Origin of the sequence: Priestia sp. P5 (assembly GCF_029522155.1) — a bacterium.
Taxonomy (GTDB): Bacteria; Bacillota; Bacilli; order Bacillales; family Bacillaceae_H; genus Priestia; species Priestia megaterium_E.
Genome location: NZ_JAKWFJ010000001.1, coordinates 184,539 through 208,711, shown reverse-complemented (window position 1 = coordinate 208,711; position 24,173 = coordinate 184,539). Strand labels below are relative to the sequence as shown.

General features: G+C 38.6%; 25 protein-coding genes, 1 tRNA gene and 1 other annotated feature. Of the genes, 1 reads left to right on the top strand and 25 read right to left on the bottom strand.

Annotated features, from left to right (window positions below; genetic code table 11):
* Window positions 1–48 precede the first annotated feature (48 nt).
* From leuB to MMB69_RS00960, 16 genes are all read right to left on the bottom strand, one after another.
* Complete coding sequence (leuB, locus tag MMB69_RS01035; RefSeq protein ID WP_013059372.1) at window positions 49–1,158, bottom strand: 3-isopropylmalate dehydrogenase; 1,110 nt, start codon at window positions 1,156–1,158, stop codon at window positions 49–51.
* Between the two features lie 19 nt (window positions 1,159–1,177).
* Window positions 1,178–2,713 (bottom strand): 2-isopropylmalate synthase, encoded by a 1,536-nt coding sequence (locus tag MMB69_RS01030; RefSeq protein ID WP_277447029.1) that lies wholly within the window; start codon window positions 2,711–2,713, stop codon window positions 1,178–1,180.
* On the bottom strand, window positions 2,700–3,725 hold the full coding sequence (gene ilvC / locus MMB69_RS01025) for a ketol-acid reductoisomerase (protein WP_221784645.1): 1,026 nt from the start codon (window positions 3,723–3,725) through the stop codon (window positions 2,700–2,702). The genes MMB69_RS01030 and ilvC overlap by 14 nt, the downstream gene beginning before the upstream one ends.
* 64 nt (window positions 3,726–3,789) lie before the next feature.
* Window positions 3,790–4,302 carry an acetolactate synthase small subunit gene (ilvN, locus tag MMB69_RS01020; RefSeq protein WP_013059375.1) on the bottom strand — a complete coding sequence of 171 codons (513 nt, stop codon included), beginning with the start codon at window positions 4,300–4,302 and terminating at the stop codon, window positions 3,790–3,792.
* Complete coding sequence (gene ilvB / locus MMB69_RS01015) at window positions 4,299–6,026, bottom strand: acetolactate synthase large subunit (RefSeq protein WP_155660677.1); 1,728 nt, start codon at window positions 6,024–6,026, stop codon at window positions 4,299–4,301. The genes ilvN and ilvB overlap by 4 nt, the downstream gene beginning before the upstream one ends.
* Before the next feature lie 68 nt (window positions 6,027–6,094).
* Window positions 6,095–6,348, bottom strand: a binding site (T-box leader).
* A 324-nt stretch (window positions 6,349–6,672) separates the two neighbouring features.
* Window positions 6,673–6,746, bottom strand: a tRNA-Arg gene (locus MMB69_RS01010).
* 125 nt (window positions 6,747–6,871) lie between these two features.
* The gene (locus MMB69_RS01005; protein ID WP_013059377.1) at window positions 6,872–7,384 is read right to left on the bottom strand and encodes a metallophosphoesterase; all 513 of its coding nucleotides are present in this window, start codon (window positions 7,382–7,384) and stop codon (window positions 6,872–6,874) included.
* Window positions 7,385–7,399: 15 nt separating this feature from the next.
* Window positions 7,400–7,993, bottom strand: coding sequence for an XTP/dITP diphosphatase (locus MMB69_RS01000; protein WP_025601437.1), 594 nt, complete (start codon window positions 7,991–7,993; stop codon window positions 7,400–7,402).
* A gap of 9 nt (window positions 7,994–8,002) precedes the next feature.
* Window positions 8,003–8,749, bottom strand: coding sequence for a ribonuclease PH (gene rph / locus MMB69_RS00995; RefSeq protein ID WP_277447028.1), 747 nt, complete (start codon window positions 8,747–8,749; stop codon window positions 8,003–8,005).
* Window positions 8,750–8,883: 134 nt separating this feature from the next.
* A complete protein-coding gene (locus MMB69_RS00990; protein WP_025601439.1) occupies window positions 8,884–9,969 on the bottom strand; it encodes a GerMN domain-containing protein in 1,086 nt (361 codons plus the stop codon).
* A gap of 113 nt (window positions 9,970–10,082) precedes the next feature.
* Window positions 10,083–10,877 carry a glutamate racemase gene (gene racE, locus MMB69_RS00985; protein WP_269871100.1) on the bottom strand — a complete coding sequence of 265 codons (795 nt, stop codon included), beginning with the start codon at window positions 10,875–10,877 and terminating at the stop codon, window positions 10,083–10,085.
* A 10-nt stretch (window positions 10,878–10,887) separates the two neighbouring features.
* Entirely contained in the window at window positions 10,888–11,331 is a 444-nt protein-coding gene (locus MMB69_RS00980) for a MarR family winged helix-turn-helix transcriptional regulator (protein WP_013059382.1), read from the bottom strand.
* Between the two features lie 186 nt (window positions 11,332–11,517).
* Window positions 11,518–12,132: a PH domain-containing protein gene (locus tag MMB69_RS00975; protein WP_013059383.1), complete on the bottom strand. Its 615-nt coding sequence runs from the start codon at window positions 12,130–12,132 to the stop codon at window positions 11,518–11,520.
* Between the two features lie 113 nt (window positions 12,133–12,245).
* Window positions 12,246–13,244, bottom strand: a complete 999-nt coding sequence (locus MMB69_RS00970; RefSeq protein WP_028411744.1) for an inorganic phosphate transporter — start codon at window positions 13,242–13,244, stop codon at window positions 12,246–12,248.
* Window positions 13,245–13,259: 15 nt separating this feature from the next.
* Window positions 13,260–13,892 (bottom strand): DUF47 domain-containing protein, encoded by a 633-nt coding sequence (locus MMB69_RS00965; protein ID WP_029711160.1) that lies wholly within the window; start codon window positions 13,890–13,892, stop codon window positions 13,260–13,262.
* Window positions 13,893–14,334: 442 nt separating this feature from the next.
* Window positions 14,335–16,353: a penicillin-binding transpeptidase domain-containing protein gene (locus tag MMB69_RS00960; protein ID WP_277447027.1), complete on the bottom strand. Its 2,019-nt coding sequence runs from the start codon at window positions 16,351–16,353 to the stop codon at window positions 14,335–14,337.
* Window positions 16,354–16,593: 240 nt separating this feature from the next.
* Between MMB69_RS00960 and MMB69_RS00955 the strand changes: the two genes are divergently transcribed.
* A complete protein-coding gene (locus MMB69_RS00955; protein ID WP_013059387.1) occupies window positions 16,594–16,800 on the top strand; it encodes a hypothetical protein in 207 nt (68 codons plus the stop codon).
* A 66-nt stretch (window positions 16,801–16,866) separates the two neighbouring features.
* Here the strand turns inward: MMB69_RS00955 and ssuD are convergent, their stop codons facing one another.
* The 9 genes from ssuD to gerE all read right to left on the bottom strand — a co-directional run bounded on the left by ssuD (window position 16,867) and on the right by gerE (window position 24,047).
* Window positions 16,867–17,991 carry an FMNH2-dependent alkanesulfonate monooxygenase gene (ssuD, locus tag MMB69_RS00950; protein WP_221784647.1) on the bottom strand — a complete coding sequence of 375 codons (1,125 nt, stop codon included), beginning with the start codon at window positions 17,989–17,991 and terminating at the stop codon, window positions 16,867–16,869.
* The gene (ssuE, locus tag MMB69_RS00945; RefSeq protein WP_221784648.1) at window positions 17,988–18,542 is read right to left on the bottom strand and encodes an NADPH-dependent FMN reductase; all 555 of its coding nucleotides are present in this window, start codon (window positions 18,540–18,542) and stop codon (window positions 17,988–17,990) included. Before ssuE ends, ssuD begins: the two co-directional genes overlap by 4 nt.
* Window positions 18,543–18,611: 69 nt before the next feature.
* A complete protein-coding gene (locus MMB69_RS00940) occupies window positions 18,612–19,466 on the bottom strand; it encodes an ABC transporter permease (protein ID WP_221784649.1) in 855 nt (284 codons plus the stop codon).
* A 10-nt stretch (window positions 19,467–19,476) separates the two neighbouring features.
* Complete coding sequence (locus MMB69_RS00935) at window positions 19,477–20,463, bottom strand: aliphatic sulfonate ABC transporter substrate-binding protein (protein ID WP_221784650.1); 987 nt, start codon at window positions 20,461–20,463, stop codon at window positions 19,477–19,479.
* Window positions 20,464–20,496: 33 nt separating this feature from the next.
* Window positions 20,497–21,240 carry an ABC transporter ATP-binding protein gene (locus tag MMB69_RS00930; protein ID WP_221784749.1) on the bottom strand — a complete coding sequence of 248 codons (744 nt, stop codon included), beginning with the start codon at window positions 21,238–21,240 and terminating at the stop codon, window positions 20,497–20,499.
* Between the two features lie 190 nt (window positions 21,241–21,430).
* Complete coding sequence (locus MMB69_RS00925; protein ID WP_221784651.1) at window positions 21,431–22,642, bottom strand: cation:proton antiporter; 1,212 nt, start codon at window positions 22,640–22,642, stop codon at window positions 21,431–21,433.
* Window positions 22,643–23,143 (bottom strand): cation:proton antiporter regulatory subunit, encoded by a 501-nt coding sequence (locus MMB69_RS00920; RefSeq protein ID WP_050688587.1) that lies wholly within the window; start codon window positions 23,141–23,143, stop codon window positions 22,643–22,645.
* A 149-nt stretch (window positions 23,144–23,292) separates the two neighbouring features.
* Window positions 23,293–23,619 carry a hypothetical protein gene (locus tag MMB69_RS00915; RefSeq protein ID WP_221784750.1) on the bottom strand — a complete coding sequence of 109 codons (327 nt, stop codon included), beginning with the start codon at window positions 23,617–23,619 and terminating at the stop codon, window positions 23,293–23,295.
* A 203-nt stretch (window positions 23,620–23,822) separates the two neighbouring features.
* Window positions 23,823–24,047: a spore germination transcription factor GerE gene (gerE, locus tag MMB69_RS00910; RefSeq protein WP_013059396.1), complete on the bottom strand. Its 225-nt coding sequence runs from the start codon at window positions 24,045–24,047 to the stop codon at window positions 23,823–23,825.
* Window positions 24,048–24,173 lie beyond the last annotated feature (126 nt).

Here is a 24,173-nt window from a genome sequence, read left to right as displayed (position 1 = left end):
CTTTCTGATTATGAAAAACGTTTCTCACAAAACGTGAGAAACGCATGATTAACTGTAAGCTGTCATAATGCTTGAAATGGCAGAATCATTGGCAATTACCGCAGTTATCGCCTCGACCATTTTATCGGTACCTAAATAATGATTACCGTCTGCTAAGTCAGCTGTTCGATGACCTGCATGTAATACACTTTCAACCGCTTGTTCAATCACTGCTGCTTCTTTTTCTAATCCAAATGAATGTCTAAGCAACATTGCTGCAGATAAAATAGCAGCAATCGGATTAGCTTTGTTTTGACCAGCAATATCTGGTGCAGAACCGTGAACCGGTTCATATAAAGATGGACCATCAGCCGTTAAGCTCGCAGATGGCAACATGCCTAACGATCCTGTCAGCATAGAAGCCTCATCACTCAAAATATCACCAAACATATTTTCAGTTACCACTACATCAAAATACTTCGGATTACGAATTAACTGCATAGCAGCTGAATCTACAAGCATATGCTCAAGCTCTACATCCGGGTAGTCTTTTGCTACTTCTTCAGCTACTTCACGCCACACTCTACTAGACTCAAGCACATTCGCTTTATCAACAGACGTTACTTTTTTACGTCGATTTACAGCCGTGTCAAATGCTTGGCGAATAATTCTTTCTATTTCTGTACGCTTATAAAATAATGTGTCGACAACTGTTTCTTCATTTCCTTCTGTTCGGCGCTCGCTAGGCTTACCAAAATATAAGCCCCCTGTTAGCTCACGGACGATAATGAAGTCAACACCTTCAATGTATTCTTTTTTCAGAGGAGAGGCATCCGCTAAACTATCATAAAACGTCACCGGACGAAGATTAGCATATAAATCCAGTTCTTTTCGAATAGCTAGCAAACCTTTTTCCGGTCGCAAATGTGAAGGGTTACGATCCCATTTTGGCCCTCCAACCGAACCAAGTAATACAGCATCGGCCTGCTTACAAGTCTCAATTGTACTTTCTGGAAGAGGTGTGCCCGCCTCATCAATTGCAGCTCCGCCAATTAGTCCATACGTAAACTCAAATTGATGATCAAAGCGCTCTCCAATTGCTTTTAAAACGGCAACAGCGCCTTTGGTTACTTCTGTTCCTACGCCGTCACCCGGTAATACAGCGACTTTTTTTGTCATGGTGGTCTCTCCCTTCAGTTCACATTACTTCTTGCTTTGTACGATGCTGCTGAATAGCGATTAAACGATTAATGGCGTTCAGATATGCCTTCGCTGACGATTCTAATACGTCAAATGCTACTCCGCGTCCGCTTGCTTCAGTTCCTTCGCTTTCAACCTTCACAAATACTTCAGCCAGCGCATCCGGCCCACCGTTAATAGACTGAATACGATAGTCTAATAGTTTTACATCTTGTTCAACACAGCGCTGCAGCGTATTATAGATAGCTTCCACGCTTCCAGATCCCGTAGCTGCTTCTTGAATCGCTTCGCCGTTTTCTTTGCGAAGCGTAATCGTAGCCGTAGGAATATTGTTCGTACCATACTGAACTTGCAGACTTTCAAGCTTATATTCACTGTCTTTGCTAACTTGCTTTTGAATGACTAATGCCAATAAATCATCATCGGTAATGTCTTTTTTCTTATCTGCTAAGTCTTTAAACTTATCAAAAAGCACGTTCGCTTCTGTATCTTCCAATGTGAATCCAAGCTCTACTAAGCGTGTACGGAACGCATGACGGCCTGAGTGTTTACCAAGCACAATTGGATTTTGTTTAACACCCACAAGTTCTGGGGAAATAATCTCATATGTTAACGGATTTTTTAAGACGCCATCTTGGTGAATACCTGATTCATGAGCAAAAGCATTTTTTCCTACAATTGCTTTATTTGGTGCAATATTCATTCCGGTAAGCTTACTGATAATGTCACTCGTACGCTTAATTTCAGGCAAGATAAGACCTGTGCTCGCTTGATAGAAATCTTGACGGACATGAAGCGCAAGTGCTACTTCTTCAAGAGCTGCGTTACCCGCACGTTCTCCGATTCCGTTAATCGTTCCTTCAATTTGAGTAGCTCCTGCTTCAATAGCAGCCATTGAATTGGCCACAGCTAGCCCTAAGTCATCGTGACAGTGAGCTGACAAATCAACTTTATGAATATTTGACACATGTTCTTTTAAGTAATTAAATACTGATTGATAGTCACCAGGAGTGATAAATCCTACTGTATCTGGAATATTAACGACTTTTGCACCAGCATCAATAACTGCTTCTACAATTCTAGCTAAAAACGGTAAATCTGTTCGACATGCATCTTCAGCAGACCATTGAACAACCGGGAATTTTTTACTTGCGTACTTTACCATTTCCACTGCTGTTTCAAGTACTTCATCAGGTGTTTTTTTCAATTTATGCTGCATATGAATTTCGGAAGTAGCGATAAAAACATGCAGTCTTGGTTCTGCACTTTCTTTTAACGCTTCCCATGCAATGTCAATATCTTTTGTAACAGACCTTGCAAGGCCTGTTACAGAAGAATTTTTGACAATAGACGCAATTTCTTTTACGGATTGAAAATCACCTTTTGAAGAAGCGGGAAATCCGGCTTCAATAATGTCGATACCTAATCGCTCTAACTGCTTAGCAATTTCAAGCTTTTCTTGTAGGTTCAAATTGACTCCAGGTGACTGTTCACCATCGCGTAGCGTCGTGTCAAATAGTTTAATTTTTTGCACTAGCGATCACCGCTTCTTTCTTTTGTTTTTTAACAAATGGCATCATTTCACGTAATTGAGCGCCAACTTTTTCAATTAAATGTTCGTTTTCACGGTTATTGATAGCTGTAAATTCCGGACGATTTGCTTGGTTTTCTAGGATCCAGCCTTTTGCAAATTTACCTGTTTGGATATCTTCAAGCACTTTTTTCATTTGTTCTTTTGAACGCTCATCTACAACGCGTGGTCCTGAAACGAAGTCACCCCATTGAGCTGTATCAGAGATTGAATAACGCATGCCTTCCATTCCGCCTTCATACATAAGGTCAACAATTAATTTTAATTCGTGTAAACACTCAAAATATGCAACTTCCGGTTGGTAGCCAGCTTCTACAAGCGTTTCAAAACCAGCTTTAACTAATGAAGTTAACCCACCGCAAAGTACTGCTTGCTCACCGAAAAGATCTGTTTCTGTTTCTTCTTTAAATGTTGTTTCTAACACACCCGCACGAGCTGAACCGATTGCTTTAGCATAAGCTAACGCTACGTCTTTTGCTTCGCCAGTTACATCTTGGAATACTGCGAACAACGCCGGTACGCCAGCTCCTTCTTCATACGTTCTTCTTACAAGGTGACCAGGGCCTTTTGGAGCTACTAAGAATACGTCAACGAATTCAGGTGCTACGATTTGGTTAAAATGAATGTTGAAACCGTGAGCAAATACTAAAGATTTTCCTGGTTTTAGTCCTGGAAGAATTTCTTCGTTATAAACTTTTGGCTGATACTCATCTGGAAGTAATACCATCACTACTTCTGCTTGTTGAACTGCATCTTTTACAGATAATACAGTGAAACCGTCTTGCTCTGCTTGGTCCCATGATTTACCTTTACGTAATCCTACTAGCACGTTTACTCCGCTGTCGCGTAAGTTTTGTGCATGGGCGTGACCTTGTGAACCATAACCTACGATTGCTACTGTTTTACCTTGTAATAATTGATCCTTTGCATCTCCGTTATAATATACCTTTGTCATAATAAATCTCTCCTCTTAGTTTATATAGTTTTATATAGTTTACTTGGTTAGTAACTAGCTAGAATTAAATAATTGATGAAAGTTTGGCTGCCGCTTTTTGCGTACCGCGCGGAACAGCTACTGTTCCCGTGCGCGTTACTTCTTTTAATCCATAAGGCTGAAGTAGATCAATCATCGCTTCAATCTTGCTGGATTCACCTGTTACTTGAATAATTAAGCTGTCGCGGCTTACATCAATGATGGTTGCACGGAAAGGTTCAATTACTGCATAAAGTTCGTTACGGCTCGCTGGCGTAGAGGCTACTTTCATTAAAGCAAGCTCTCTTGATACCACCGCTTGATCCGTAATATCTTGAACCTTCAACACGTCAATCTGCTTATTTAACTGCTTGATCACTTGTTCAGCAGCGTTATCATGCTCTACGTTCACAACAAACGTCATGCGTGATACATCTTCAGATTCAGTGTGACCTACCGAAATACTCTCAATATTGAAATTTCTTTTTGTAAATAACCCCGTCACGCGATTTAATACGCCCGCACGGTTTAATACAGTTGCTGTAATAATTCGCTTCATGGTTTCACCCCTACCATTTCATGTAATCCTTTTCCAGGTGCAACCATTGGATATACGTTTTCTTTAGGTGCGACAAAGAAGTTTAGTAAAACAGGTCCATCTGTTTCCATTGCTTCTTTCAAAGCCGCATGCGCTTCTTCTTCAGTAGAAGCTTGTAAACCTTTGATATCATAAGCTTCTGCAAGCTTCATTAAATTAGGCTGATTCGGAATTAAAGAGTGTGAGTAGCGTTCTTCATAGAAGATTTCTTGCCACTGACGAACCATACCAAGCGACTGATTGTTAAGTACAACCACTTTTACAGGTAAATTTAATTCTCTAATAACTCCTAATTCTTGAAGCGTCATTTGAAATCCACCGTCGCCAACGACTGCTACAACTGTTTTATCTTTGTTTGCCAGCTGAGCGCCGATTGCAGAAGGTAATCCAAAGCCCATGGTGCCAAGACCACCTGAAGTTACCCATCGATCTGGATTATTAAATGTATAGTATTGAGCTACCCACATTTGATGTTGCCCAACGTCCGTTGTAACAACGGCATCTCCATTTGTATACTTGTGAAGCAACTCAACTACTTTTTGTGGTTTTAACACATCTGCCGAGTTCTGATACCATAATGGATATTCTTGCTTCCACGCCGCTAATTTCTCATGCCATTTCGTATAATCTCCAACTTCTCCTTCTTGCAGAAGCAATTGCTTCAATACTTCTTTTGCATCTCCAACAATTGGAATCTTGGTTGGAACATTTTTTCCAATTTCCGCTGGGTCGATGTCAATGTGAGCAATTTTTGCATTTGGTGCAAAATGCTTTAAGTTACCTGTTACCCGGTCATCAAAGCGTGCACCGATACTAATGAGAAGATCACTCTCATAAATTGCCATGTTTGCTGTGTAGGTTCCGTGCATGCCAGCCATTCCTAAATGAAGCGGATGATCTGCAGGAAAACAGCCCAACCCTAAAAGCGTATTAATAACCGGAATATTTTGACGTTCAGCATAATTTTTTAATTCTTCTGAACCTTTACTCAATAACACTCCCGCACCTGCTAGAATAACAGGTTGTTTTGCAGCTGCTACTGCGTCTGTTAATTTTTTAACCTGCAGCTGATTTGGAAAATAAGTTGGCTGATAGCCAGGTAAATCAATTTCTCCTTCGTAATTAAATGTTCCATCACCCTGTGCCATATCTTTTGGAATGTCGATTAAGACTGGACCGGGTCTTCCTGTTGTCGCAATATGAAATGCCTCTTTGATGATTCTCGGCATATCGCTGATATTGCGTACTTGATAGCTATGTTTTGTAATTGGCATTGTGATCCCTAATACATCTGCTTCTTGGAACGCGTCAGAACCAATTACACTTGAAGCTACTTGACCAGTAAAAACAACTAAAGGAAGTGAGTCAATCATCGCATCTGCCAAACCTGTTACGATATTTGTTGCACCAGGACCACTTGTTGCGATAACTACACCGGGTTTGCCTGAAATTCTTGCGTACCCTTCTGCTGCGTGAATTCCACCTTGTTCGTGACGAGCAAGTACGTGAAACATTCCTGAACCATATAGCTTATCGTAAATCGGTAAAACGGCTCCCCCTGGGTAACCGAAGATGACGTCAACATTTTCTCTTCTTAGAGATTCAATCAACATGTCAGCTCCATTCATTTGTGCCCCAGTGCTTACAGGTTCTTTCGTTTGCATATTGGCTCCCACTTTTCTCATCCTTTCGTTTTCTAGATAAAAGAAAAAAGACTTCTCACCCCTAAATAGACCCTATCAAATGATATAGGTCAAGGGGCGAAAAGTCTTTTGTACTTTACGCGGTACCACCCTCGTTTGTAATCGTAATGATTACCTTATGAATGTATAATGTACATTCTTTTTGATAACGAGTGCTTTGGAAGTACACTCGGTCGCCCTTACTGAATTTCAGGGTGACACTCTGAGGTGAGTTCATTTTGAGTTGGTAACGCCGGCTTCCAGCAACCCGACTCTCTGTTGATACCTAAACATCAAAACTACTTATCCTCTTCAACGTTTTAAAACGCTATATGCTTTTTGAACAATGCTTTACACATCATATTTTAAATTAATTACAATTAATTAAAATTTTTAGAAAACTTATATTTGAGGACTATCTTACGCCCATTTCTATGCATAGTCAACCACTTTTCAATATTTTTTTAGACAATTTAGACTAAACAGAATATTTGAATGCGTTTTCATTATTGATGTAATAAGGGTTTACAGCAGTTCAAAAAGTTTTTCTGAAACGTTCATTTGTACACACTGAATGAACAAACATTCACTTTGAAGATAAATAAAAAAACCGGCTTTTACTAAAAAGTAAAAGCCGGTTTTTTCCGGACGTCCCAGGAGAGATTCGAACTCCCGACCGACGGCTTAGAAGGCCGTTGCTCTATCCTGCTGAGCTACTGGGACATAATGTTAAAGTGTATCAAAGACAATACTTATTATATTCAAATATAATTTAAAAGTCAACGTTTTTTTGAAATTTTATGAGAAGAGAGGTAAAAAACCTTCTCTTCTCCCTATATTTGGCTATATTATGCTGAAAGTGTACAGGTTAACTGCATGCTAGGAATATGTTTACCGCTTATATCGTAAAACTGCACGGTAGCTTCTGTACCATCCATTACTAGTATAGCATACGTACGTTCTTTTCTCATACGAGGAAGTAACATACTTCCTGGATTAATAAATAAAACTCCGTCCATGAGCTCAGCTCCCGCTATGTGAGAATGCCCAAAACAAACAACGTTTGCCCCGACTTCTCTCGCTTTGTAATGCAAATTCATCATAGACATTTTAACATTATATAAGTGACCGTGTGTAACCAGACACGTAGCTTCTCCAAGCGACTCTACTCGATCATTAACGTAAGATGCATCGTAGTCACAATTTCCTCGAACGCCTAAAAACGCAGACATTTCTTTGCTGTCTTGCGGCAACTCAGAGTCCCCACAATGGATCATCTTATCTACATCAGCATGTCTCTCTCTGATAGTGAGCAGTTCTTCTTGTAACCCGTGGCTATCGCTTACAATTAATAGTTTCACACGTCATCACTCCTTCTAAAATTGCGCATCAATTAGCGGTGCTAGTTTTTTTAACGCATTTGCTCGGTGACTAATTTGATTTTTTTGCTCTTTGGTCAATTCTGCCATGGAGCATCTCCATTTTTCTACAAAGAAAATGGGATCGTACCCAAAACCGTTTTCCCCTCTTTTTTCCTCCAAGATGTGCCCTTCACACGTGCCTTCTACAATTTCGGTTCTCTTTCCGGGCACTGCAATAGCAAGAGCACAATGAAAGCGTGCCGTGCGCTTTTCAAACGGCACGTCATTTAACTTTTGAAGTACCTTCTCTATATTAGCATTATCATCTTTATTTTCACCAGCATAACGCGCGGAATAAACGCCTGGCTCCCCGTTTAAGGCGTCAATAGCAAGCCCGGAGTCATCGGCAATGACCGGCTTATTTAATGCGGATGAAATGGCCTCTGCTTTTAGCGTCGCATTCTCTGCAAATGTAACGCCCGTTTCTTCCACGTCTTCAATCTCAGGAAAATCAAGAAGCGATTTTACTTTAAATCCCTTTGGTGAGAAAAGTGTTTCAAAATCTTTTACTTTGCCTGCATTTTTAGTTGCAATAATGATTTCACGCACGTTAATCCCTTACCTTTCTTTAACCGGAATGTAGGCAGCCAGGTGATCAAGAACTTCCTTTTGCTGTTCAATCAATTGATAAACACCCTTTTCTCCTAAATCTAGAAGATGATTTAACTGTTCTCTCGAAAACGTCGATTCCTCTCCCGTTCCCTGTAATTCTACAAACTGTCCGCTTCCTGTCATCACAATATTCATGTCAACTTCCGCTGTCGAATCTTCTTCATAATTTAAATCTAAAATCGAATTTTCTCCATGAATACCTACTGAAGTCGCAGCTAAGTAGTCACGAATAGGAATTTCTGTTAGCTTGTTCTCTTTAACCAGCTTTCCAAACGCTAAAACCATAGCCACAAAAGCACCTGTAATCGATGCTGTTCTTGTTCCGCCATCTGCTTGAATAACATCACAATCAATCCAAATTGTCTTTTCTCCGACCTTTTCCAGATCGACTACAGAACGAAGAGCTCGTCCGATTAGACGCTGAATTTCCATTGTTCGTCCTGTGACTTTACCTTTTGATGATTCACGTATATTTCTTTGTGCCGTAGCTCGAGGCAGCATAGAATATTCAGCTGTAATCCATCCTTTTCCTTGTCCACGCATAAAAGGAGGCACTCTGTCGTCTATGCTTGCTGTACAAATAACCTTTGTGTCTCCCACCGAGATTAATACAGATCCTTCTGGATGCTTTAAGTATGAAGTATGAAGAGATACAGGTCTCAATTCATTAAATTCCCTACCGTCCAAACGCATTAAGCATGTCCTCCTATAAATTCATTTATATGTAATAGTCTCTTCCATTTTAACTATAAAACAGCGGAAAGAGGTCGCTATTTCAGCAGACCTCTTTCTACTTAGTCCTTTACTAGTATAACAAAAATTTGTTTTTAAAAACTACCTGTGTTCACATTTTTAGGTCTTGAAACTGGTTCCGTTAATTTTTTCCCTTTTTCATCTTTTAGCGTTTTTTTGCCATTCACCTTAATGGCAACGCTGTCTACGGCTTTTTGTTCTGTCAGCGATAACACCAAGGAGTCGAGAACATGCTGAGAAATTTCCGTGCCTTTTAAATTTCCAAAGATGTTTTTATTAAAGTTAAGCGTTAACTCACCGTCCGCATACTTTGGAGCTGCTACGAGCTTTGCATCGGGATTAAAATCTGTCACTAAACCTGATGCAGGCGCAGGTCCTTCTACAAGTTCGTTCACAATTGCAGTGTACATATCTTTGTCATCAGAAGCAATTCGTTTTGTGACAGGAACATAGTAAGTTTGTTTGCCCTCTTGAGCTAAGTAATAAATCGTAACTGGCTTCGTTTGAGTTACGTCAACTACTCCAGTATTATCAAAGTTAATGCCATCTGCTCTGCTCAACCCTTTACTGATTGGCGTATGATTTACAGGCATCTCATCTTTATCATAGCCGTTAATGCGAATTTTAACTTTATTTACGCCTTCAAACTGCGTCAGCGTCCAAGTGACGGCCTGCAGGATACGGAGTTCATCTTCTTTCTTATATTCAGCAAATTCAGGTGAAAAATCTGCTACCATCGTCCCGTCACTTTCCAGCTTTGTCCCTAAAACTCTTGTATCAGCAGGAAGAACCGCTCGGAAATTATTTGGCAATAAGTTTGTGACTGGTCCACCCTCTACTAAATATTCAAGAGACTGTTTAGCGACACCTTTTGATTTAGGAATTTCAAGCGTCTGGGGAACAACGTACCCGTTTTTATCAATTAAGTAGAGTTCTCTTTTGGTAGGCGCAGATGTTTCTGCAGCTTTACTTTGTTTTTTATTAGCTTCCGTTACTTTCGCTTCAGTCGCTAATGATTTTTCATCTTTCACATAGGTGACATCCTTTGGCGGATCAATTTCCTTTGCTGCGTTATCCCCTCCGAAAAGTCCACAGCCGGATAACAATACAGATGTGGTCACCACGGCGGATATGAGAACAAGTTGGGTCTTTTTGGACATTCCTTTCCCTCCTCAGACTGTTTGTACTACTATGTATACGAGCTTTTTTGCATTTTAGACCAGCTCAAAAAAGTTTTTGTCCACAAAAAAAACCGAGCATAATATGCACGGTTTTAAAGCTTGATATGTTCAACATTATATACAGGGTGCTCAAACCATTTAGATGCAATAGATTGAAACAGCTCTGTTGATCCTGTTGTAAAGAAGTAGTGTTCAGGCTCCATGTTTCTAGGAGCTAGTAAATTGCTATAAGAAAGAATGGCACTTACCTCTATTGCCGTTTCTTCGCCAGAACTGATTAACTGAACTCGAGGACCAATTGCTTCTTGAATAACTGGCTTTAATAACGGATAATGCGTACATCCTAAAATAAGGGTATCCATATCTGTATGATAAAAAGGTTTTAATGTTTCTTTTACAATTCGCTGCGCTTCCGGTCCTTCATAATTACCGCTCTCTACAAGAGGTACAAACAAAGGGCATGCCAAATTTTCCACTTCCACTCTCGTATGAAGAGCGCGGAGTGCATGTGTATAGGCTTGACTTTTCACGGTTCCGTTTGTGCCGATTACGCCTATTTTATGATTTTTAGTTACTTTAAGCGCAGCGCGTGATCCTGGTTCAATGACGCCTATAACCGGAATATCGAGCTGTTCTTGAATTTCATCCAGTACAACTGCCGTAGCCGTATTGCACGCAATAACAAGCATTTTAATATCTTTAGCTAGTAAATAATTAGTCATCTCCCATGTGAAAGCTCGTACTTCTTCACTAGGACGAGGACCGTATGGGCAGCGGGCTGTATCTCCAATGTACATAATTTGTTCTTTCGGAAGCTGTCTCATAATTTCCTTTGCTACCGTTAATCCACCCACACCCGAATCTATAACACCAATTGGTCTACTCAAAACAATCGCCTCATTTTTCTTTCATTTCATCATGCAATTTTCGTAACGTTACTCGTAAGACTTCCGTTTCACTCGGAGAGAAGTTTGCCAGTACGCCATTTAAATACGTTTGTCTCTTTTCAATTACTTCTTCGATAACACGTGCTCCTTCAGGAAGCAAATGAATACGTACTACGCGGCGGTCTTTTGGATCTTTCACCCGAACCACCAACTTGTTTTTTTCCATACGATCTACTAAATCTGTCGTTGTACTACAAGCGAGAAAAATACGATTTGATAAATCGCCAATCGTCATATCTCCACGTTCAAACAGCCACTGCAAAGCAATAAACTGAGGTGGCGTAATCGTATAGTCTTCTAAAATTTCTCTTCCTTTTTGCTTCACAATCGCTGCAATATGTCGAAGTGACTTTTCTAATTCTGCCACTGTATCCTCATTATTTTTTGCTGTCATACCGTAATCCTTTCCACCTATAAGTCTTATTTTCTATTATTTCTTTCAGTTAAACCCGTCTCTACTGTTTCTCTTTTCTATTTTATATTGTGCTCTTTTTTCGGTGATTTTTCAAGGTTAACATGAGGATTCTACAACGTTCAGCATCAAAAAACAGCTGCTCCATAAAAGGAGCAGCTGTTTCTATTAATTATTGATATACAGCTCGAAAACTGAGCTGAAATCTTTTGTTGTGTAGGCTGTTTTTTTATCTAATAACCAAGAAAACGCGGCTTCGTTAATTTCTTTAAATTCACCAGCAACACTTCCACTTGTATTTCTTGTACTGCTTAGCGTAGAAGAAGCTAGCTGAATGCTTTGTTTAGCAAAATCGAGCGCAATTTCATTTTCACGCGTTATTTCAGACATTTTAAACAGCGCTTTATATAAATCTTTTACCTCTTCTATATGCTTTTTGTGTACATCGATAGAAAAAGTCTCCGAGCCAATTTTAAATTTAATTTCCACATCTAAATCGACAGTTCCGGCCGTTTCTAGCATCACGTTTGAAATGTGATTTGTGCTGTAGTTATAGCGGCGAAGCATTCGCTTTTTGCTTGTAGCACTTGTTCCATCAAGGTGAATGAGTGCTTTATTGGTAAAGCAATATTCATCTGACTTTGATTTGATTAGAAAATAAATTTTTTCTTGTTCTTCATGCATAACGTAATCGTCTGCATCTACCTTGTCATAATCAACTGGCTTAATAACAGAACCAATATCACTTAGCCCCAATACATCAGCAGCTACTTTTCCAAACATTTCCCCATCTCCCTTTTAAAAACGATTGTGTTATTTTCATGTTTTAAGTGTACTGTGCAAATGAGGGGATGTAAATAGAAAAAGGAGCTTCTTTAAAAGAAGCTCCACATTTATTAAAAGAACAAATTTAAAATCATATAGATAAGTGCAGCTAATGAAGCTGAAATTGGCAATGTGATAACCCATGTAATCACCATGCGCTGTGCAGTTCCCCATTTTACACCTTTCACTCGGTGAGCAGAACCTACACCTAAGATAGAAGATGAAATAACATGAGTAGTACTGACAGGTAGATGAATAAACGTTGCTCCAAAGATAATGGCAGCCCCTGTTAAGTCCGCAGCTACTCCATTAACAGGACGAATTTTCATAATTTTACCGCCCACGGTTTTAATGATTTTCCATCCACCAATTGACGTCCCAAGCCCCATTGCGACCGCACAAGCCAGCTGTACCCACCACTGAATCTCAGTACCGCTTTGCATATTGTTAGCAATAAGCGCTAGCGTAATAATACCCATTGCTTTTTGCGCATCATTCGTACCGTGTGTGTAAGATTGTAGGGCTGCAGTCAGGATTTGAACGCGTCGAAAACGCTTATTCGTTTTGGTCAAGTTATGGTTTTTAAACGTTAGTTTGATAATCGTATAGACAATATAACCTACTACAAAGGCTAGAACTGGTGAAATTAGAAGAGCTTCAATGATTTTGATGAAACCTTTGTAATTTAAAGCACCAAATCCAGCAGCTGCAATAGCTGCTCCTGCAATCGATCCAATAATTGCATGAGAAGAACTACTTGGGATACCAAAATACCATGTGATTAGGTTCCACGCAATAGCAGAAATTAATGCTGCTAAAATAACGACAGAACCATTTTGAAGCGTATAAGGATCAACGATATCCTTTGTAATCGTTTTGGCTACGCCTGTAAACGTCATAGCACCGACAAAGTTCATGGTTGCGGCTAAAAGAATTGCATGTCGCGGTTTTAAAGCTTTGGTTGAAACAGAAGTCGCAATGGCGTTAGCTGTATCATGAAACCCGTTGATAAAGTCAAAACCAAGTGCACCAACTACAATTAGAATGGTTAATATTAGCATTGAATCCATTATATTATAGCCCCGTTACGCATTCTTCATAATAACTGATTCTAAGTTGTTCGCAACCGTTTGACAATAATCCGCGATTTCTTCTAGCGTTTCATAAATTTCTTTATATTGAATAACTTTAATTGGATCTTTACATGTTGCAAATAATTGTTTTAGTGCACGACGATATAATGTATCACAATGTGACTCATACTCTTTAATTTTAATTGCATGCTCACTAATTTGAAGAAGCTTTTTCTCAGACAACAAATTAATAGTAATTAAAATCTCTTCAGCACAGCCTTGAATATTTTTAACAAATTCAGCTACATATTCATCAAATGTCGTAATTGAATGAATTTCCATTAAAGCAGCAAAGCTGTCGATGCCATCAAGTACATCATCCATGCTCATCGCTAGCTGTAAAATATCTTCACGCTCAATTGGAGTGATAAATGCTTTGTTCAACTCAGTAATCACTGTATGCACGTATTTATCACCTTTTGATTCATACGCTTTTAAAACGTTGGCAAATTCCTTTAGGTCAGATACGTTTTGAAGTTCAAAGCTGCCTAAAAACTCCGCTGAGTCCTTAATATTTTGGGCAATGTCCATTAACATTTCAGAAAACTTGTCTTTTTTTCTTTTGATCACGTTGCAATCCTCCATCCAATTTATCGAAACTTTACCACTCGTTTTTTCTCTCTATCTTTTTATATGTGTTCTAGTTTCTTTTTTCATTTAAAGTAATGGATAAAACTTAGCTGTTCATTACTATAACGAGAGAAACCACCTCTCTTGTGTATCAAAAAATTCTAAAAAAACAAACGTTTACCAGAGCAAAAGTCCCAAAAGATGGTTCTTTTACTTATAGGTTATGCGATTCATTTTTTTACGCCAAGTCAAAAATTACTCCTATTATTGTTAATTGTCAATAACTTTTCAAACACATTTTTTTAGGTCTCTTTACAATACATTAACAATAATACGTTCATTCCTTTTAAAATAAGGGTTTTCAGAGTTTGTATAAAACTGGGATTTACAAAAACTTAACATTACTCCCCTTGTGTAAATAATAAAAGCCAGCTCCTTTAGAACTGGCTTTTATTATTTACTTATTATATTGCTGAAATACATTTTTTACTTTCGGCACGACGTAATGACTTCCACCTTTATTTTCTACTCCTTCAACCATCATCGAAACGAGTAGGTTTTTCTGTTTTGTATCCACAGCTACAAACCAGCCGTTTTCCTGCCCTTTTTCACCTTGAGTTTTCTTTAATTCTGCTGTTCCAGTTTTTCCAGCCAGGGTTAACCCATCTATCTTTGCAGCATGACCCGTACCGTTTTTATCTTCAATGACATCAACTAAATCCTTTTGAATTAATTGCGCCGTTTCTTTAGATATTACTTGTTTTTTCCATATTTCACTCTTATCACCGTTCATAAGAATAGGCTTTACTATGTTTCCATCGTTTACAATCGATGTATACATCAATGCCAAGTGGAGAGGATTCACTTGCAGTTTCCCCTGGCCATAACCAGAGTTTGCTAATACTCCCTCATCTTTAATATCTTGATCACCTGCAATTTTAGACGTTTCAAAAGGATAATTAACAGGCATTTTTTGATTGAACCCAAACTGTTTTAAACCACTGTTAAATTTGTCCAAACCTAACTTCAAAGCAGTCTGCGCAAAATAAATATTATCAGATGTAACATAAGCATCACGTAAATTAACATTCGGCTTGCTTCCTACTCGTGTTACGTAGAAATTTCCCCAGCTTTTATCTTTTTGCCACTTCTTCCCGCTGATTGATACACTTTCGTTTGGATTTACCACACCTTCATCAACCGCTAAAGCTCCCGTGACTAACTTAAATGTAGATCCCGGAGAATACGTTTTGGTAAAGCGATTCATTAACGGCTTATCCGGATTCGTTGAAAGGGATTGATACGTATTAGCATCGATTCCAAAAGAAAAAGAATTCGGATCAAAAGCTGGCGTGCTTACAAGACCTAATATTTCTCCCGTTTTAGGTTGAAGAGCAGTAGCTACTCCTTTTTCATCTTTTAACTGTTCATAAAGGGATTTTTGAACATTCGTGTCTACCGTAACTTGAATGCTTTCCCCGTCTTTTGGATTCACTTTTGCAATTTCATTCTTTTTATTACCATCTTTATCTACAGTATAAATCGTGACGCCGTCTCGAGCACGAAGCTTATCTTCATATAAAGACTCCAAGCCAATCATTCCAGCTTTAGACTGAGCATTATAGCCTTCACCTTTATGCTCTTTTAAATATTCCGCTGTGACAGGCGCAACGTATCCAACTAAATGGGCACACGCTTCTTCACAAGGATATACGCGCGCATTTACCTTTTTTTGTTGAATGCCTTCTACTTTTTTCAAAGAATTCTCTAAATTAGAGGCGTCTTTTTGACTAACTGTTTTAATAGGAACAAATTGATTCTTTTTCACCCAAGAAGCGCTCAGTGCTTGATTAATACTTTTTTCTGAAAGAGCAAGAGTCTTGCTTAATTGTTGTATAGCTTGCTCGCCGCCTTTAGAAAACTGCTGGGGAACAACTCCAACTTGAATCGCTTCTCCGTTTTGAGCTAAATATTTCCCTGAACGATCCATAATTTCTCCACGTACAGCTGACTGAGTAGCTACTCTTACTTGCTCTCCTTGCTTAAGTCCTTTAAAAATCATATTAGGCTTCCAATTAATATACCAGTTCTCTGTATCCCCTTGTTTTTCTTGAACCACAGCAGCATTTTCTTTAAATGAGATTTCACCGGCTACAGAGTTCATTTTTACTTCAAAAGGTAAAACAGCTTTATGGTCTTTTATTTCTAAGTCTTCTATTTTACTTGCCTTCACTTTAAGCTTGTCCGCTTCAATTGCAGCATAGATATTTTTATATCGATTTATAAAGTCTTTTTCTGAAATCGTCTTTTTAGCATCTTTAGACAAGTATCCATACATGCCTTTAAAATCTTCTTTATTCCACATGGCTACATATTTATCAAATCGATCCTGTGCTTTCTGTTGATCATTTGAGCAACCGGCAGTTATTAATAAAAGAATTGCCATAGTAAAAAATAGCCACCCAATTCGTCTCATGATGATTTTCCCCCTTTTTTCAATACCATTTCTCTATCATATAAAATTTTACATAAACTTTCCATCGGAAAGTTACAATCAGGAATTAATTGGTATTACAACCCACTAAATTTACATATCGACAAAAAAATCAATAGGTAAACAAGAAAAAAATTGAACATTTTGTGAATATTTTGTGTCTTTTTTGGAAAGTATTTGATATAATAATTGTAAGAAGAAAAAGAATAGGAGGCGACTAAAATGAGAAGATTCTTACAGTTTTACTTTATGTTTAGTTCTCTGTTCTGTTTTGGAAGCGTTTTCGTCCTACTTATGTCTCAAGAATATTATTTTGCACCGTTATTCCTCACACTGGGCTGTTTAAATATTTTTCTCTTTAAAGTATATATTCAAGAAAGTCGAAAAGATAAACAAGCTGCACCTGAAAAACCTAAACCAACAATTTAACGAACTCGTCTCTCGGCTGAGATGAATGTAAAAGAAGAACCGGTGAATTTTTCACCGGTTCTTCTTTTATGACGTTGAAGCTTTTGGAAACCTATCGTTTGCAATAATCTCACCGATGCTTTCACTCTTTCCTTCACCCTCATCAATATTTAAAAGCGGAAACAATAACTCGCCTACGTGATAAGCTTCTTCTAAATGCGGATAGCCTGATAAAATAAAAGATTCAATTCCTAAAGCTTCATATTCTTTTATTCGTTTCGCTACATTTTCAGCACTGCCTACTAGTGCAGTTCCTGCACCTCCCCGGACGAGCCCTACACCTGCCCATAAGTTAGGGCTAATCGTAAGTTCCTCTCTGGTTCCTCTATGAAGGCTCGCCATTCGCTGCTGCCCGACTGAGTCATATCTAGCAAAAGTACGCTGTGCTGCTTGAATCGTGTCGTCGTCCAAATGCTGAATTAATCGATCGGCTGCTTGCCAAGCTTCTTCTTCCGTTTCCCGTACAATAATATGCAAACGAATCCCAAACTTAACGGTTCTGCCTTCTGCTTCTGCTTGCTTTCTCACAGCCGTTATTTTTTCTCTTACTTGTTCAGGAGGTTCGCCCCACGTTAAATACACGTCAGAATGTTTTGCTGCAACTTTTTGTCCTGCGGGTGAAGATCCGCCAAAATAAATAGGTGGAGAAGGTTTTTGAACAGGTGGATACAACAGCTCACTGTTCTCTACATGAATATGTTTTCCTTCATAATTAACCGTATCTCCAGCCAATAACCCTTTCCACACATCTAAAAATTCATCCGCAGCTTCATAACGTTCATCATGTGATAAGAAAAGGCCATCTCCCGCTAATTCTGCCGGATCTCCTCCTGCTACTACATTAACTAGTAAACGACCGTTTGAAATTCGATCAAGAGTCGAGGTCATGCGCGCTGCCACGGAAGGCGCCATAATGCCGGGACGTACAGCTACTAAAAATTTCAAGCGCTCTGTTTCAGGTATAAGTGAAGCAGCCAATAGCCACGGGTCTTCGCATGATTTCCCCGTTGGAATCAAAACTCCTTCAAACCCTAACCGGTCAGCTGCTTGAGCAACTTGCCGAAAATATGAATAGTCTGCTGAACGACCTCCTCGATTTGTCCCTAAATATCTTCCATCTCCATGGGAAGGAATAAACCATAACATTTTCATGATTCAACACTCCTTTTCGTTTGTTCTAGATGATATCCCAGCTCTTTTAATGAACGTTTAATTCTCGCTTCTGTTTCTTCCCCAATAAACTCAATTTCATTTTCTTTCGTATAAGCCATCTCAGAATCAACAATATAAACTCCATGAATAAGAGCAGTAGCTCCTAAAACGGATAAAGTCGGCTTAAATACATAATCAAGAGCCAGTAGGTGAGCAATGGTTCCCCCTGTAGCTATCGGCAGCACGGTTTTATTGTGCAAACCTTTTTCAGGTATTAAATCTAAAAATGTTTTTAAAATTCCTGTGTAGCTAGCTTTATAGATTGGGCTGACAATAATAACGGCATCAGCATCTGCGACTTTCTTTTGAGCTTCTTGAATCGCAGGGCTAGAAAAGTTAGCATATACTAAGTCTTCAGCGGGCAAGTCACGGACATGCACGGTTTTCACTTCATATTTTTCATCTTGTAGATATAATGCAATATACTCGCTTAAAGCAGCTGACCTTGATTGCTTTGAAGGGCTTCCTGTAATAATTGTAACCTGGCTCATTATCATCTCTCCTTTTCACTTATAAAACTGATAGATTTACAAGGATTAATACATGTATAAATCCTTATTTTATTTTTCACCTGCGTAGCTGTCTCTCCATTTAAGAAGACGCTTTTCTAATACTCGGACAAATGAATCGGTTAATTTGCCTACAACAGCAAAAATGATAATTCCGACAAAAACTACGTCCGTTTGAGAAAACTGTCTAGCATCCATAATCATGTATCCTACACCTTCACTTGCTCCCATTAATTCAGCAACTACCAGTCCGAGCCATGCAATACCTAAAGATAATCGGACACCAAGTAAAATATTAGGAAGAGCGGCTGGTAAAATGAGTTTTGTGATTTGTTTCCACTTACTAAATTGAAGAACGCGAGCAACATCAAATAATTTCGAATCAACCCCGCGAATGCCTAGATACGTATTCACATAGATTGGGAAAAATGCACCATTTGCAATTAGCAATATCTTTGAAATTTCACCAAAGCCAAACCATAAGATAAATAAAGGCGCCAATGCAAGGTGTGGAACAGTTCTAAGCATTTGAATAGATGGATCCATATAGTGCTCCGTTTTCTTTGAGAAACCGACAATTACACCAAATAGCAACCCTAGTCCAGCTCCAACGGCAAAACCTATGGCAGCACGCAAAATACTGATTTGAAGATTAGCTCCGAGTTCCCCAGATACGATGAGCTGTTTAAAAGAAAGTACAATATCAACAGGTGTAGGAAGAACAGTTTTGGATACATAGCCCGCGGAACCAATGATTTGCCATACCACAATAAGCAGAAGTGGTACGACAAGAGAACGAAGGAAAATTCCCTGTTTATTTTTCCCTTCTTCCTTTCTTTTTTTCACTTTTTGCAAGTGAGCTGCTGAAGACTGGACATGTCCTGAAACCACAGATGTTTTACTCATTTTCATCACCTCATTTTTCTTTTAATGCTTTTTCAATAAATGAATTATCAACAACATCTCCAGTATCAATTTTCTTTTTAATAACGCCTAAAGATTGTTGAAAATCAGCTGTTCGCTGTTGTTCTGCAATAATTTCTTTAGAGGTTGGACGATTATAGGCAGGATTATTTTTTAACACTTGTCTTACTACGTCTTTATCTAGATTTTTTTGCTTTGCTAAAATATCCACAGATTCTTCAAAATGTTCGTTTTGCCATTCAAGCGCTTTTTGATAAACTTGTAAAAACTTAACGACTAACTCTGGATGATCTTTTGCAAAGCCTTCTCTTACAATAGTAAAACCTGGTGAAGCAACCTTTAATGAATCGCCGTCTGCTAAAATACGAGCTTCATTTTTTAAGTTTTGCAGTGAGATAAACGGTTCCCAGATTGACCATGCATCCACTGACCCATTTTCAAATGCTGGCTGAGCTTCGTCTGGCTGAAGCTGAATAATCTTTACATCACTTGGCTTCAACCCATTTTGGTCAAGAGCTCTGTACAATAAATTAAAACCGCTGCTTCCTTTCGCAACCGCAATCTTTTTACCTTTTAAATCTTTTACGCTTTTAATCTTGCTGTTTTTCCCTACTAAAATGGCATTTCCTTTCAACCCGTCGCTGGAATTAGCAATTTCTAAAAACGGAATGTCTGCGCCTTGACCAGAAATAACCGGTGAATTTCCAACTTGGCCGAAATCCAAATGTCCAGATGCTAAACCTTCAAATTGCGGAGGCCCGCTTTGAAACTCTGTCCATTTAACATTTACACCTATTTTTTTAAATTCTTTTTCAAACCATTTTTGGTTTTGTGCCAGCATTAAAGGGCCTAAGCTTTGTTGGATACCAATGTTAATCGTAACGTCTTTTGAATCTTCTCCGCTCGCTTTTTCTTTCGTCCCGCATCCAGCCAATGCGAGAACAAGTACAATAGCTGCAGTTAAAAGTAGCTTTTTCATCTGTTCTGTCTCCTTCTCTGTCTTATTGAATCTTTAATGTTCTCCCGCTTCTTCAAATTCTTTCAGTACTTGCTGCCTTAGCTGCTGAAATGGTAACTCTGTCTTTTTTCGCGGATGACTAATTTCTACTGGAACGACCCGGCTAATTTCTCCTGGTCTGGCACTCATAATCACAATTTTAGTCCCCAAGTAAATGGATTCATCTAAATCATGCGTAACAAAAATCATGGTTGTTTTTTCTTTTTTCCATATGTCTAGCAGCACATCTTGCAAATGATTGCGAGTGAAAGCATCTAACGCACCGAACGGTTCATCTAATAATAAAACTTCTGGATTTCTTAAAAGAGCACGCGCAATCGCAACTCGTTGAGACATCCCCCCAGATAGTTCTCGAGGATAAGCTTTTTCAAATCCTTTCAGCCTGACAATATCAATTAACTCATCTACGCGGCGCCGAACGTTCGAATCTTTCAGCGATAAGTCAGCCGCTATATTTTGTTCCACATTAAGCCACGGGAACAAGCGGTGTTCTTGAAAGATCATCCCTTGTTTAATGCTAGGTCCGGCTATGTGCTTCCCGTTGATTTCAATACGCCCTTCATAATCCATATCAAGTCCTGCAACCATTTTAAGCAGCGTACTTTTTCCGCATCCGCTCGGACCAATAACGGTAATAAATTCACCTTTATTAATCGTAAGATTTACATTTCGCAATGCTTGAGTTACTTGTTCTCCTTTTTGAAATGAGCGGTTAACCGATTGAATCATGACACTCACAGCAATTCCTCCTCCTTGAATTTTCAAATCAAAAGCTCGTTCATCTAAAAACACAAAAGCTCCTACCTGAAAAAGGTAGGAGCTTTCGGTTGACCGATCAGCCCGTTGCTATATTTAACTGATTTGTTATTGGATTATTTTGAATTTTATCATATTAATCCGATTTGTCAACTGTGTTTTATATATATTATCACTTTGATTCTTGAGGTTTTGGTTTTTTCCATTTAAATACCGAGTTTAAAAACCCATATATATGCTTAGACTCCTTCGTTAACAAAGGGCCAATAATAGCTAGGATTAATACATAAAGCGCAGCGAATGGCTGAAGAATTGCGGATAATCCTCCTTCAATTCCAATGTTAGCCATAATTATTGAAAACTCGCCTCGTGACATAATCGTTAATCCAATATTGGTAGAAGCCTTGTGTGACAGCCCGCTTTTTCTTCCTGAGATCATACCGGCTGTAAAGTTACCAATAATCGTAAGCGCAACTGCGCCAAGCGCAAGCCAGCCCGCATCCCATAGCGTGAGAGGATCAATACTTAACCCGAAGCTGAAGAAAAAGATGGCTCCAAAGAAATCACGAAACGGTACGACAAGATGTTCAATACGATCGCGATGTTCCGTTTCAGAAAAGACAAGTCCAAGCAATAACGCACCAATTGCTTCTGCCACGTGAATTGTTTCTGAGAAGCCTGCCACAAAAAACAATACCGCAAAAACGACGATTATAAAGATTTCGTTTGATGAAATATTTAAAAGTTTATTTAGTAGCGGCGTGGCTTTTCGAGCAATGATAAAGAACAGCATCATATAGCCAAACGCAATTAAAATAGATGTTAAAGATCCAGCAAGCGATCCGTGGTCTCCAAGCACCAACCCTGAAACGACAGAAAGATAAACCGCTAAGAAAATATCTTCAAACATGATAATCCCTAATATCAGTTCCGTTTCTGGATTCGCTGTTCGTTTTAAATCAACCAATACTTTTGCGACAATTGCGCTGGACGAAATCGTAATAATTCCAGCGATAATCAGCACTTCAAGAAGAGGGTTTCCTGTCAGGTATCCATACAATAATCCTAAAGTAAAGTTAATTAAAATATAAATAGATCCTCCCACCGCGATGGACCTACCTGATTTAATTAGCTTTCCAACTGAAAATTCTAATCCTAAATAAAACAGTAAAAAGAGAACTCCAATTCTCCCCATAAATTCAATAATCTCTTGGCTTTCAATAAACTTTAAACTGAATGAGCCAAACTCAGGAGCATGGGGACCAACGGCCATGCCCAGAAGAATGAGGAATGGAATAATCGTAAATTTAAATTTATGTGCGAGTATAGCCGCTAAAGCAACTAGTAACAAAGCTGTCCCAACTTCAAATACTAAATGATCCAATTATGAACTACCTCCTTGTGAAAGCAATTCTTTAATGAGCGTTTTTAAATTTCCTCTTTCACCAGAGATGACAAGCGTATCTCCTTCTTCAATTAACGTATCTGGTCCTGGAGTGGATAATTTTTTTTGCGTGTTTTTAATGACGGCGATGATAGTTACATCATAGTTGCTGCGAACGTCAATTTCACCAATTGTTTTACTGTGAGCTTTCGCTTGTTTTTCAACTTTGTACCATTCAATAACTAAGTCATTGAATGCCACTTCAATGGTTTCCATTGCTTTTGGCTTATAAATCATGCCCCCTAAAATTGCAGCTAGCTGTCTTGATTCCGTATCTGTTAAAGTAATGTCAAAAATGCTTTCTTCTAAATCTTTTTGATCGAAGTGGTAGATTTCACGTCGTCCATCATCATGAATGATAACGACTACGCGGCTTCCTCCGCTTGTCTCAATTTCAAATTTACGCCCGATTCCTGGTAACTCCGTTTCTTTAATCATCATTGAATGATCACTCCTATAAAGTTTTTAAAAAGAATTTTTTTATTTTGTCGCGTTATTTGCATCGAAAATCCGCATAGCAAATAAGCCTAAGAATAGTTGGTAATTTTAGGTTCGAAGAAAAGGCTGTGGAAATTTCAACCTTTTTTTATTTAATTGAGGTAACTTGATTGAAAGATTTTTGGATAAAAAAGTGTTTTCTTGAGGATAAAATACGCAATTTGATGCGTTGGAATGATGAGTTTGGCACTCACCCATACTAAAGCAAAAGTTACTATCACGCTTTGTATGAGGGATCCTATTTGTTTAACGCTGTGCTTAGCTCCTGGAGACATGTGCACAATATCGGTGTAATGCTGAACAGAACTTTTTGTGACCTTCACTTTTTCAAAGTCGTTATCAATAAATTTATCTGGCAAACTCGCAAAAGGCAAACAGAATATCATGCATAACAATAAGTTCATCCATACATTTTTCATCATCTCACCTCTCTTTCTTCTGAACTAGTATCTCCTTACTTAAAAGTATACGTACTCTGAAATTCAATTTCAAGCAATAAGTTTTTTTTATAAAGATTTACCTTTTTTATAATATTTTCTTAATGTCATTCTTTTTAGATATGTATGCGACACTTAAAAAAATATACAAAAAGCTGGCTTTCTAAGAAGAAAGCCAGCTCATGTTATAGTTCAAGTTCTCCCATTCGAAGGAGTTCTACGACTGCTTGAGAACGCCCCTTGACTCCAAGCTTTTGCATCGCATTAGAAATATGATTTCGAACTGTTTTTTCGCTAATGAATAGTTCACTCGCGATTTCTTTTGTTGTTTTGTCCTGTACTAAAAGCTCGAATACTTCTCGTTCACGCTTTGTAAGTAGCGGTTTAGGTTGAAACTCTTTTTCTTTCAATGTAACCCTCCTTGCCTGATCCTGAGTTGAACTATCGGATGGGTGTAAATTTAGTCAACATATCTTATGTGCGGTATGCCTACGCGGTTACTAGTTTTAGAAAAAATATGTAAAAAACTCTTTTTT